13 protein-coding genes, 1 tRNA gene and 1 pseudogene are annotated in these 11,641 nt (G+C 61.6%); 9 read left to right on the forward strand and 6 right to left on the reverse strand.

Annotation, left to right across the window (positions count from 1 at the left end; all coding sequences use genetic code 11):
* Positions 1 to 1,146 precede the first annotated feature (1,146 nt).
* Positions 1,147 to 1,359, reverse strand: a complete 213-nt coding sequence (locus JNC62_RS20890; protein ID WP_374841383.1) for a hypothetical protein — start codon at positions 1,357 to 1,359, stop codon at positions 1,147 to 1,149.
* Between the two features lie 482 nt (positions 1,360 to 1,841).
* Between JNC62_RS20890 and JNC62_RS20895 the strand changes: the two genes are divergently transcribed.
* A complete protein-coding gene (locus tag JNC62_RS20895) occupies positions 1,842 to 2,240 on the forward strand; it encodes a hypothetical protein (protein ID WP_374841385.1) in 399 nt (132 codons plus the stop codon).
* Here JNC62_RS20895 and JNC62_RS20900 read toward each other — a convergent pair.
* Positions 2,149 to 3,783, reverse strand: a complete 1,635-nt coding sequence (locus tag JNC62_RS20900; RefSeq protein ID WP_374841387.1) for a tyrosine-type recombinase/integrase — start codon at positions 3,781 to 3,783, stop codon at positions 2,149 to 2,151. The genes JNC62_RS20895 and JNC62_RS20900 overlap by 92 nt on opposite strands.
* A gap of 185 nt (positions 3,784 to 3,968) precedes the next feature.
* Positions 3,969 to 4,053, reverse strand: a tRNA-Leu gene (locus JNC62_RS20905).
* 159 nt (positions 4,054 to 4,212) lie between these two features.
* On the opposite strand from JNC62_RS20905, the gene JNC62_RS20910 reads away from it, so the two are divergent.
* Both JNC62_RS20910 and JNC62_RS20915 read left to right on the forward strand, forming a co-directional pair.
* Complete coding sequence (locus JNC62_RS20910; protein ID WP_374841388.1) at positions 4,213 to 4,800, forward strand: YqaA family protein; 588 nt, start codon at positions 4,213 to 4,215, stop codon at positions 4,798 to 4,800.
* Between the two features lie 15 nt (positions 4,801 to 4,815).
* Positions 4,816 to 5,331, forward strand: coding sequence for a disulfide bond formation protein B (locus JNC62_RS20915; protein ID WP_374841390.1), 516 nt, complete (start codon positions 4,816 to 4,818; stop codon positions 5,329 to 5,331).
* Between the two features lie 52 nt (positions 5,332 to 5,383).
* Here the strand turns inward: JNC62_RS20915 and JNC62_RS20920 are convergent, their stop codons facing one another.
* On the reverse strand, positions 5,384 to 5,941 hold the full coding sequence (locus JNC62_RS20920; RefSeq protein ID WP_374841392.1) for an HNH endonuclease: 558 nt from the start codon (positions 5,939 to 5,941) through the stop codon (positions 5,384 to 5,386).
* A gap of 123 nt (positions 5,942 to 6,064) precedes the next feature.
* On the reverse strand, positions 6,065 to 6,709 hold the full coding sequence (locus JNC62_RS20925) for a DNA-3-methyladenine glycosylase family protein (protein WP_374841402.1): 645 nt from the start codon (positions 6,707 to 6,709) through the stop codon (positions 6,065 to 6,067).
* 85 nt (positions 6,710 to 6,794) lie between these two features.
* Between JNC62_RS20925 and gluQRS the strand changes: the two genes are divergently transcribed.
* Positions 6,795 to 7,718 (forward strand): tRNA glutamyl-Q(34) synthetase GluQRS, encoded by a 924-nt coding sequence (gene gluQRS, locus JNC62_RS20930; RefSeq protein WP_374841393.1) that lies wholly within the window; start codon positions 6,795 to 6,797, stop codon positions 7,716 to 7,718.
* Here the strand turns inward: gluQRS and JNC62_RS20935 are convergent.
* Complete coding sequence (locus tag JNC62_RS20935; protein ID WP_374841394.1) at positions 7,665 to 8,606, reverse strand: YihY/virulence factor BrkB family protein; 942 nt, start codon at positions 8,604 to 8,606, stop codon at positions 7,665 to 7,667. The genes gluQRS and JNC62_RS20935 overlap by 54 nt on opposite strands.
* A 110-nt stretch (positions 8,607 to 8,716) precedes the next feature.
* Between JNC62_RS20935 and JNC62_RS20940 the strand changes: the two genes are divergently transcribed.
* The 5 genes and pseudogenes from JNC62_RS20940 to JNC62_RS20960 all read left to right on the forward strand — a co-directional run.
* Complete coding sequence (locus JNC62_RS20940; RefSeq protein ID WP_374841395.1) at positions 8,717 to 9,562, forward strand: SDR family oxidoreductase; 846 nt, start codon at positions 8,717 to 8,719, stop codon at positions 9,560 to 9,562.
* Between the two features lie 177 nt (positions 9,563 to 9,739).
* Positions 9,740 to 9,943, forward strand: a complete 204-nt coding sequence (locus JNC62_RS20945) for a twin transmembrane helix small protein (RefSeq protein ID WP_374841396.1) — start codon at positions 9,740 to 9,742, stop codon at positions 9,941 to 9,943.
* A gap of 25 nt (positions 9,944 to 9,968) precedes the next feature.
* On the forward strand, positions 9,969 to 10,547 hold the full coding sequence (locus JNC62_RS20950) for a cob(I)yrinic acid a,c-diamide adenosyltransferase (RefSeq protein WP_374841398.1): 579 nt from the start codon (positions 9,969 to 9,971) through the stop codon (positions 10,545 to 10,547).
* Positions 10,548 to 10,574: 27 nt separating this feature from the next.
* Positions 10,575 to 11,360 carry a rhomboid family intramembrane serine protease gene (locus JNC62_RS20955; protein WP_374841400.1) on the forward strand — a complete coding sequence of 262 codons (786 nt, stop codon included), beginning with the start codon at positions 10,575 to 10,577 and terminating at the stop codon, positions 11,358 to 11,360.
* Between the two features lie 183 nt (positions 11,361 to 11,543).
* A pseudogene (locus tag JNC62_RS20960) lies at positions 11,544 to 11,641 on the forward strand (electron transfer flavoprotein subunit beta/FixA family protein); the annotation flags it as partial.

The raw sequence follows: 11,641 nt of genomic DNA on the forward strand, positions 1-11,641 counted from the left end.
TCAAGCGTCAGAGCCGCAGTCTGGCTGTTTTCGTTGATGGCATTGCCGATGAGGTCGACGAGCGTCGTTTCAGCCTGGACTCCGGCTTTGGTTACATCGCGAATTTTGCTTGTCACTGCTTCTTTAGCCTTTCCCCACCATAAACCTTTGGAGATTGGTGGTTACTACTTCTTGGTTGCCGGATAATAGTTTTGGTTATTCCGGCGGTACGTCGGGACTAATAGTTCAGCGTTTCCGGAGGTGCAACAGCACTAACCCAATAAAAGAACTGAGAAAAATGGCCTCATTGCTGCCACATTATCGAGACGATCACAGAGTTGTTTTTTGAATTATTTGCCAAAATCCGGATTGCCCAAATTGAGGCAACAACCCGGTGCGATTTGCCTGCGACAACTTATCGATACAACTGAATCCCAACCGCGCGCACTGAAAACATTAGCGAATCCTGAAGGAAGCGGGCGGCACGTATAAAAAAATTCGCGTTTCCGGCGAAAAACGCGAAAAATCTGTGAATATCGCAATTTTGCAACTCAAGGCTCAACGTGAATCAGCAAGCAACCGAAAACGGGCTCGCCGCCTCGCGCCCGGCGGGACGATATTTCCGTCAGACAACCCGAGTCGGCGCCCCCGGAGGCCGGTGATTCGGCCCGTCCGTCTGTCGGGGGCAAGCCGAAAGGCGCCTTCATCTGCTGAAGGAGGTGGCGAACGATGCGTGTGAGATCGGCGAAACGTGCTGAAGAGACGGAGATGCCGGCGTTGTCTCAGCCGACACTCGACGCGCTGTCAAGGAAGCCGGTGAGCGTATCGATCGGGTCGCGTCATCCGCCAGAATCGCTTTTATCTCGCGCGCAAAAGCAGAGACCGCGCGAACAGCTCCGCGCTGGTCGCCAAAGACGCAGGTTCCAGCCTCCGCCTGCCGGTTGATAATAGGCAGTCAGGCAGCCAGCTGTTTTGGCTCAATACTGCGTCGACCGGCGGCGAATGCCCGCCGGTCTGATGGAATTTGCGGCTTGCCGCACCCCCAGGCTATCCAGGGCCGCGGTTTCTACAGCCTGCTCAATGCGAAGCTCAAGGGATAGGTTGTACTGAGGATTTGCGCACATCAAAGGCAAAGCGGCGCTCTATGAAAACGCCGCTTTGTTGGCGTCAATAGCCGCACTCATGTGCCGCCTTCATGGCATGTTCGGCTTGCGCCATCGTCTTCCATGCCCCGCCTACCTGCATATGAGTCTTGCCGTCCGGCTTGTGTTCCGAAATCGTGCACTTCCCGCCGGGCGTGTGCTGAACGAAGTATTGGGTCGCTGCGAAGGTCTGCCCTGCGCTCAGTATCATACAGGCCGCCAAAACAATCCTGAACATAGCGTTCTCCTTGTTGAGGAAATGCCGTTCGCTACGGCAGCAGTCAGTATACTCCCGCCCGCCAGTCAGAATTCTTACATCGCGTTAATCTTGATCACTTTATGGAGACCACGGAGGCGCTATCCGGAGGCCGGTCGAGCGACTTGGGGTTTGACGACTTAAGTCTGCTCTTGAGACCCAGCCCCGAGCCGACACGGCCAAGAGTTAAATCTCGGTAATCCGCTTGAAAGAGCAGGACCGTGGGCCAATTTCTAGTCTTGCCAATCCCCAGAGGCCGTCATGGTCAGCCTGCGCGCCACCCTCATCGTTGCCCTCATTGCGCGCTCTCGGACGCGGGTGCCATTGTGTGGGTCACATCTGGCGCCAAGTCACCGCTAGCCGGCGAGGTTGCACTTGACTAGTGAGCTCGCGAGGCATTTCCCTACTGCGAAGGCCCGGTGTGCGCACACAGAGCGATCTCGAGGATGTGAGATACGAGGGCGATGACAACGGAAAGCCATTCGCCGGGTGTCCCCGCCAGCGGCCATCTCGGTCAGTTCTTGGTCCGGTACAGGCTCTACGCGGCGGCGGCAGGCGTCATCGTGGTCTTCGGCCTCGTTTCGGTGGCCATCTATCGGCTGACCTCGGAGGTCCGCTACGAGGACGTGCTGGCCGCCCTGGATGCAACGCCTTGGTCTGCCATCGCGCTCGCCGTCTTTTTCACCGGGTTGAGTTTCGTGGCCCTCGTCTTCTACGACTTCAACGCCCTTGAGTACATCGGTCGAAAGTTGCCGTGGCCCTCCGTGGCGGCTAGTGCGTTCGTGGCCTATGCCGTTGGAAACACGGTCGGCTTTCGTCGGCGTCGCCGCCTTTCTCCAATTCGATTTCCAGAGCCGCCTTAACACCCTCGCTGCGGCCGTACTCAATACTGGCTGCCAGCTTTGCCACCTGCGGCGTCAGACCCGCCGCGCGCAAGGCTGGCAGCGTGGGGACGCGAGTGCCGTTCTCGGATGCCTCCCAAAGCATCTTGCGAGCACCATGCAAGTCAAAGAAGGCTTGGAGCTGCCTGTCGCCCCCCTCGCTCCACCCACGCACGCCGGACGGCATCTTGGGGGGATTGGCAGGATCAAGGCGGCTGACAAGCACGGCGCGCGAGCGGGGAAGAGACAGAACAATGTCTTCATCAACCACCGCGACGTGACAACGCCCGCCTGCCGGAAGCGTCGCATATGCGTGAGGCATGATGACAACGCCGGGGGCGTCGTCGCGGGTTGCGTCGATTTCGTCGGCCCACCAAGCGGCCATCTCCACCCGCTCATCCCAATATACGGCACGATGATAGGCGCGCCGCACTTTGTCGGCCCCGATGTGGGCAAGCTCTGCCTCAATCGCCCCTGCGGACCATTTTCCGCTTTCGTTTAGAATGCTTGAAGCGCTGGCGCGAAACCCGTGCGAGGTCATTTCAGACTTCGTGAAGCCCAAGCGACGCAAGGCGCCGTTCAGGGTGTTTTCACTGATCGGCCGCAAGCGTGATTTGATCGACGGGAACACGAACTTTCCGTCGCCTGTCAAACCATGCTGCGTCCGCAAGATAGCGACCGCCTGCGGCGGTAGCGGCTTCTTATGTTCGCGCCGCATCTTGGCGCGTGCCGCCGGGATCGTCCAAACCGCGTTCTGTAGGTCAATCTCCGGCCACTCCGCTTGCCGCAACTCACCGGGGCGCGGATACAGGTATGCCATCAGCATGAGCCCGTGCAGGGTCTCGGGGGCGCCCTCGTATTCCCAAACCGCCCTTATGAGCCCGCCAAATGCTTTTCTTTCTGTCAGCGCGGCGCGATGCGCTACGACGGGATTGATGAGGGCGCCCTTGAGCCCGCCAGTCGGATCGTTCTCCGCACGGGCGGTCGCGATAGCATACCGGAATACCTGTCCTATGGTGGAACGCGCGCGGCGGGCGCTCTCGTAATTGCCTGCGGCCTCAATCTTGCGGAGCGGCGCTAAGATTTCGGCAGAGGTAATTTCAGCAATTGGACGCTTGCCGAGCGCGGGACGAACAAGGTCAAGCAGCCAACGTACTTTTGTCAGCGTTGCTTCGGCGCGCCCTTCCTTCTTGATCTTAGCCAAGAACTCGTCGGCAAGGTCGTTGAAAGTGTTCGCCGTGGCGGTCTGCCGCTGGAGCTTCTCAATTTTTGCTTGGGCCGATGGATCGACGTTCGCGGCGAGAAGTTTTTTCGCGGCGTCGCGTTTTTGGCGGGCGTCCGCGAGTGAAACGGTGGGGTATGGCCCGAACGAAAGAAGCTTCTGTTTCCCATCAAACCGATACGCGAGCCGCCAGAGCTTCGAGCCCTGCGGGCTCACGAACAAAAATAACCCGCCACTGTCGCTGTGCTTTGTTGGCTTTGCCTGCGGCTTCAAGTTCCTGATCTGCGTGTCATTGAGCGGCATGTGTTGGTATCGCCCCGTGCTGGTATCGCCCCATCGCGAAAAGTACCAACGAAGCTACCAACAGAATTTCCGGCTGCCAACAGACAGGGCGAGACACACCGAAATGCCAGAGACGAAAAAATCCCGGAAAATCAGGGGTTCTCCAACCAATCCGGGACGGTGCAGAATGTACGGGATAAGACTTATGGTGCCCCATGCCGGAATCGAACCAGCACTCCTTTCGGAACTCGATTTTGAGTCGAGCGCGTCTACCAGTTCCGCCAATGGGGCACGGGACCTGCGACAACAGTCATCGCCGTTTACACGAAGGATTTTGGGTGGGTCAACCGGCAAATACAGTTGCCTCGACGCAATCACGAATCCGTGCGGCGATTTACAAAGACATGAGGGCTGGTAAAAGCGGTTGACCATTTCAACCGGAACGCATCCATGCTTCGACGCCTCTATGACTGGACCATGTCGCTTGCGGCGCGCAAGTCGGCGGAAGCCTGGCTCGCCATCATCGCCTTCGTCGAGAGCTCGGTCTTTCTCATCCCCGCCGACGTGCTGTTCCTGCCCATGGGCCTTGCCCGCCCGGAACGCCTGTGGCGCTATGCAGTCGTGGCCACCGTGGCATCGGTGCTCGGGGGCATCGCCGGCTGGTATCTCGGCCACTATGCCTTCGAGGCGATCGCCAAGCCGGTCCTGGCCTTCTACGGCAAGCTTCACGCCTTCGAGGAGATGCGCGCCTCGGTCGGCTACGAAACCCTCCTTCTGCTGCTGGTCACATCCGGCTTGGCGCACTTGCCGCCAATCAAGGTGGTTACCATCCTGTCCGGCGCCGCCAATATCAATCTTGGCCTTTTCATCATCTCGGCGATCCTGGCGCGCGGCGCGCGCTTCTTCTTCCTTGCCTGGCTGCTTCGCCGCTACGGCGAGCCGATCCGGCATTTCATCGAAAAGCAGCTCGGGCTCATCGCCGGCATCGGCGCGGCCCTGCTGATTGCCCTCTACGCCGCCTATCGTTACATCGCCTGAAAGGAACGCGCGCCCATGTCGGCCGTCGTGCAGAACCACAAAGCCGCCCTCCCCCACGCCCTGCTCCTGACCTTCGGCCTTGCCGCGACCGTCGGCACCGCACTCGGTTTCGAGCACATCGGCGGCTATATCCCTTGTGCACTCTGCCTGATCGAGCGGCTGCCCTATTACTACGGCATTCCGGTTGCGGGCCTGGCAGCCGTGTCGGCGGCACTTGGCGGCCCCGTCTGGCTGACGCGTGGCCTGCTGCTGCTCACCGCCCTGATGATGCTGGTCGGCGCCGGCTTGGGCGTCTATCACGCCGGTGCGGAGTGGGGGTTCTGGGAGGGGCCGTCGACCTGCGCGACCTCGGCTCAGGGCGTGACCCAGAATGCGGGCGACCTGCTTGGCGACCTCGACGCGAAAATGCCGCCGTCCTGCACGGAAGCGTCGCTGCGCGTCCTCGGGCTGTCCTTTGCCGGCTGGAACGTGATCGCAAGCCTTCTGTTTGCGGGAATCGCGTTTGCCGGCGTGCGGGCGATAAAGAATTGAGGCGGAACAGACGGGACGAGAGCCGGCGCGGCGGGCCGGTGCCCGGCGCCGCTCAGGGCTGTAGTTCCACGTCCCAGTAGAGATAGTCCATCCAGCTTTCGTGCAGATAGTTCGGCGGAAAGAGCCGGCCGTTGTTGTGCAGATCCTGCACCGTCGGCTGATAGGGGGTCTGGCTCGGGAACATGCCGGCCTGTTTCGGCAGCTTGCTGCCCTTTCGCAGGTTGCACGGCGAGCAGGCCGCAACGACATTGCACCAGGTCGTCTCGCCGCCGTGGGCACGCGGCACCACATGATCGAAGGTCAGATCGTCGGACGTGCCGCAATACTGACACTCGAACTTGTCGCGCAGAAACACGTTGAAGCGGGTGAAGGCCGGATAGCGCGACGGCTGCACATAGGTCTTGAGGCAGACGACGCTCGGCAGGCGCATGGTGAAGCTCGGTGAGGAAACCGAGTGCTCGTATTCGGCGATGATGTTCACGCGGTCAAGAAAGACGGCCTTGATCGCGTCCTGCCAGGACCACAACGACAAGGGATAGTAGCTCAGCGGCCGATAGTCAGCGTTCAAGACGAGCGCCGGCAGGGCCTGTGGTGAAACTGAAATCGTCAAGTGATTCTCCTGACCGATTCGGTATCTGCCTTTGTATATTAGGCCCGTTGTTACAGCATTGTGAAGCCGGAAAGGAAATGTCGGGGCACGGTTTCGCCGCTTTGCAACCCCCTCGCGCAAGCGTCAGCCAAGCGGTGCACCTTCACGGCGCATCGCCCGGGCGTAATAGGCCCAGAACAGTCGGGCCGAGACACCGCGCCAGGGCGACCAGGTCGCCGCGATCTCGTCGAGTTCCGCTTGCGAGGGACGAATAGACAACCCCAGCCCATGGGCTACCGCATTCTGCAAGGCGACGTCGCCGGCGGGGAAGATGTCGGGGTGTCCGGCACAAAAGAGCAGATAGACTTCCGCCGTCCAGCGCCCGATCCCCTTGAGCGCCGTCAAGGCCTGGACCGCCGCACCCGCCTCCATCTGGCAGATCGCATCGAGATCGACCGTGCCGCGGTCGACGGCCTCGGCAACGCGACGCAGCGTTTCCGCCTTGGCGCGGGAAAGGCCGACTGCGCGGCATTCGGCATCAGTGAGGTTGAGAACGTGATGCGGCGTGACGTCGCCGGCGGCCTCCTCCAGCCGCCGCCATATGGCGTCGGCGCTGGCGCGCGACACCATCTGCGAGACGATGATGCCCGCCATGCCGCGGTAGCCGGGATCGTGACGCCGCAGCGGCACCGGGCCGGCCCTGTCGATCACCGCACGGAGGCGGGCATCGAGTAGGGCCAGGCCGACGAGACCGGCGGCTACATCCGCCTGCGTTCTGATGATGTGCAATTGCATGTTGTTCCCATGGCCAGACCCGGCCTTCCGGGACTGCGGCGGCCGTGGCCGCCGCGCCGGTTTCGTGTAAGAAAGCCTGATGGATTCGCCCTTGTCAAAGCCAGCCGTCTTTCGCTTCGCCCCGAGCCCTAACGGGCTCCTGCACCTTGGACATGCCTATTCGGCGATGCTCAACCACGCTCTTGCCATGGCGGCCGACGGACGCTTCCTCCTGAGGATCGAGGACATCGATACGGTGCGTTGCCGGCCAGAGTATGAAGAGGCGATCTATCGCGACCTCCACTGGCTCGGAATCGAGTGGGAGCGCCCGGTGCGACGGCAGTCGGAACATTTTCCGTTCTACCAGCGGGCGCTCGACGAACTGATCGCCCGCGACCTTGCCTATCCCGCCTTTCTCAGCCGCGCAGAGGTGCGCGAGCGCATGGCACGGTTCGAGGCGTCAGGCGAAAAATGGCCACGCGACCCGGATGGCGCCCCCTGTTATCCGACGGAGGAGCGCCGGCTCGAACGCACGCTTGCGCTGCGCTGGATTGCCGAGGGGCGCCAGCATGCCTGGCGGCTCGACATGGATGCGGCGATCGAAGCAGCCAAGGGCAAACTGGCCGGCCGCAGCCTCGAATGGAACGAGGCGGGTAACGGGCCGGACGGCGAGACCGGCCGGGTGCCGGCGCAGCCGGACCGCTGGGGCGATGTCGTCCTGTCGCGCCCCGACGCACCCTCGAGCTACCATCTCTCGGTAACGCTCGATGATGCCGCACAGGGTGTGACCCATGTCGTGCGCGGAAAGGATCTGTTTCATGCCACTTCTGTTCATCGACTGCTGCAGGTCTTGCTCGACCTGCCCGAGCCGCAATATCGCCACCATGAGTTGGTGCTCGGTGCGGATGGGCGCAAACTGTCGAAGAGCAACAGGGATACAGGGATTTCGGCCTACCGGGAGAAAGGGCTCTCACCGGCGGACCTCCGCGCCCTGTTCGCGCGCGATGGCCTCGTCCTCGATTGAAACAGGCACCTCCGGCAGCGGCTTGCGACCGCGCAGGCGGTCAAGAACCAGCCGCTTGACCCGATACTTCATCATCGCCGCATTGATCTCTGCGCCGAGAATGAAGATCACGCCGATGATATAAAGAAAGACCAGGGCGATCATGATCGAGGCCAGTCCGGCATAGGTCTTCACATAGGTGGAGAAGGCGGCGAGATAGGACGCGAAGAGATAGGCGCCGATACTCCAGGCCACCAGCGTCAGCACGATGCCCGGCAGCACGTCGGCGATGCGCCGATGGCCGGCGGGAAGCCAAAGGTGCGCAATCAGAAGCCCGACGAACAACACGATCAGCGTGCCGAAGATACCCCATTCAAGAACCAGCGAGTAGACATAGCCGAGCCAGGGGATCCACTGGTCCGTCGCGCGCACGGCCAGCGGCGCCGCCACAAGCACGATGCTGATGGTGGCCAGCGCGACCACGCCCAGGACAACGAAGCCGAGGCTGGCGAGGCGGGTGACATACCACCAGCGCGTTTCCGCGACGCGATAGGCGCGGTTGAGGGACACCCGCAGCGCCTCCACGCCGTTGGAGGCGAAATAGGCAGCAGCGAGCACAGAAATGGTCGCAAGGCCGCCGCGCGGGATCGTCAGCACCGCCACCACCTCGCGCGAGATCGGGGCGGCGATCGATTCCGGCCAGGTATCGAAGATCAGATGGACGGCCGTTTCGGCGAACTGGTCAGCGCCGAGGAAAGACCCAAGCGCGGTGCCGAAGATCAGGAAGGGAAAGACCGCAAGCAGCGACGACAGCGCCACGTGGCTTGCCATCGCCCAGCCATCATCCAGGGTGAAGTGCCAGATCGCGTCGTAAACGACCTTGTAGAGGAGGCGTAGAGCGGTCGGCATGTCCCTGTCCCGTTCCTGGGCAACCTCGTCTGCGAGGCTTTTGGTTCTGGCGCAATTGTCAGCGCCCGGTGAATATGGGAAACGAAACTGTATTTGTACAGGAAATGCACATGCCTGGACCCGTTTCCCCTGGAAGAACGATCATCGTCACCGGTTGCTCTTCCGGCATTGGCGCCCATTGCGCCCGGGCATTGAAATCCGACGGCTGGCGCGTGTTTGCCACCGTCCGGAAGGAGGCCGACCTGGCCCCGCTGGAGACGGATGGCATCGAGGCCCTGCTGATGGACTATACCGAGCCAGCCTCGATTGCCGCCGTTGCCGATAGCGTCCTGTCACGCACCGGCGGCCGGATCGATGCGCTGTTCAACAACGGCGCCTATGGCCAGGCAGGCGCCGTCGAAGACCTGCCTGTCGAGGCGCTGCGGCTGCAGTTCGAGACCAATGTTTTCGGCTGGCACGACCTGACCCGCCGGCTCATCCCGTCCATGCGCCGACAGGGCCACGGGCGGATCGTGCAATGCTCCTCCATCCTCGGCATCGTCCCCTATCGCTGGCGCGGTGCCTACAACGCCTCGAAGTTTGCTCTTGAGGGCCTGTCTCTGACGCTGCGCATGGAACTTGCCGGCTCCGGCATCCACGTCAGCCTGATCGAGCCCGGACCGATCGTGTCGCGCTTCACGGCCAACGCCATCCCGCACATCGAAAAGCACATCGACCTGGAGAATTCGGTGCATGCGGAGGAATACCGCCGGCAGATGCGACGGCTGCGCGGCGAAAGCAGGCCGGCGCCGGGAAAGCTCGGGCCGGAAGCGGTCTATCACGTGCTCAAGCATGCGCTGAATGCCGAGGCACCCCGGCCGCACTATATCGTCACCTCGCCGGCGAAACAGGGCGCGATTCTGAAGAAGCTTCTGCCGGCAGCTCTCTTTTACCGCGTCATCGGCCGCCTCGGATAAGCCCTCTGTGGCAAGCGTGACGGCCTGGCCGCGCTTGCAGGCGCGCCCACGAGAGCGGCTTGCTGGTTAACGCTTTGAATCTACGGCTTATCCGTTCCCGATTTGAATTCCGCTTCACGGGCAGATGCGTTAGTGTAATACACTCAGCGAGTACGAACCGAACGACGGATTGCGAACATGTCCACCATCCTCACCTACATCACGCTCATCGTCATGGGTCTTGTCGCAATCGTCTTGATCCGCGGCCTGATCAACATGGCCAAGGGCGGCAACGGCAACAAGTCCAACCAGTTGATGCAGATGCGTATCGTCTTGCAGGCGGCGGCGATTGTCCTCATCATGCTGACGCTTTGGTTCGCCGGCGGCGGACGGCCTGCATGAGAACGCAACAAATAACGCAACAAATATGGTCAAACTGAACAAGATCTATACCCGCACCGGTGACGGCGGCACGACTGGTCTCGTCGCCGGTCCGCGCCGCATGAAACACGATGCCCGCGTCGCAGCCTATGGCGACATCGACGAAACCAACTCCCTGATCGGTCTGGCGCGCCAGCATACGGCGACGCATCCTCTCCTCGATCAGATGCTGATGCGGATCCAGAACGACCTGTTCGATCTCGGCGCCGACCTGGCGACGCCCGAGACAGGCGAAAAGCCGCAATACGAGCCGTTGCGCATCGTCCAGGCACAAGTGGCGCGGCTCGAGGCGGAGATCGACATGCTGAACGCCGAGCTTGCACCGTTGCGGTCCTTCGTCCTGCCGGGTGGAACGGCGGCGGCGGCGGCGCTGCATGTGGCCCGCGCCGTGGCGCGCCGGGCCGAAAGACGCATCGTCGAGCTCGGTGCGATGGAGGGAGAAGCCGTGTCGCGGGAAGCGGCCGCCTTTATCAACCGGTTGTCCGATTTTCTCTTCGTCGCGGCCCGGTGGGTGAATGACAAGGGGGCATTGGATGTTCTCTGGGTTCCCGGAAGCAACAGGTAGTCGCCACGCAACCGGGAACGGGTGTTCATGTTCATACCGCTTCACGATGCGAATTCCCTGAAGTACATCAAGGTCCAGTACGTCACCCTTGGCATCATCGTCATCAATGTTGCCGTCTGGTTCCTAGCAGGAATCCTGGCGAGCCAGACCTTTTCCGACGAGACCGTCGTCGGTCTCGGATATATTCCGGCGGTCGTATTCAATTTTGCCGAACTCGAGCCTGGACTCATTCTCGTTCCAGCGGATGCGACCTACATTACCTACGCCTTCATCCACACCGACTTCGTGCACCTGGCGACCAACATGCTGTTTCTCTGGGTGTTCGGCGACAACGTCGAAGACGCGCTCGGCCACGTGCGCTTCCTCATCTTCTATCTCGCCTGTGCCGCCGCGGGCGCCTTCGTCCACGGTATCGTCCAGCCGGCCTCGGAGGCGCCTCTGATCGGCGCATCCGGCGCAATCTCCGGCGTCGTTGCCGCCTATTTGCTGCTGCATCCGAAGGTGCGCGTATGGGTGCTGGTGCTTTTCCGCATCCCGCTGCCCCTGCCGGCGGCTGTCCCGCTGCTCCTGTGGGTGGTGCAGCAGTTCTACATGATGGCTGTGGAGCCCGACGGGAGCGTCTCCTGGGGCGCTCATGTGGGAGGGATACTCGCGGGAGCGGCCTTGGTGCTCGTGTTGCGGCGGCGCGGCGTGCCGTTGTTCGACCGCACCATCACGACACCCCAGGCAGTGCGACATAAGGAAGCAACGCCGACCGATCCGGCCGATCGCGCCAAAGCACCTCCGGTTCCGCCGATCCGCTGGGGGCGGTGATCCCTCAGGATCGGCATATTCGCTGACGTTTACGTCAGCGTAATTTTTGCTGTCGATAGTTTTCGCACGCAACGCCCGGCCGATCATTGAATTTGAAAAAAAAACGCGTATCGATGTCGCCAACCGACAATCGGACTGCGCCTGGATGGCGCATTTTCCCATGCGGCATTGGAAGGAGAACCCATGAAGATCTTGGTCCCCGTGAAGCGGGTCGTCGACTACAACGTGAAGATCCGGGTGAAGCCGGATGGCACCGGCGTCGAGCTTGCGAACGTGAAGAT

It is taken from the genome of Mycoplana ramosa (assembly GCF_041930185.1).
GTDB lineage: Bacteria > Pseudomonadota > Alphaproteobacteria > Rhizobiales > Rhizobiaceae > Mycoplana > Mycoplana ramosa.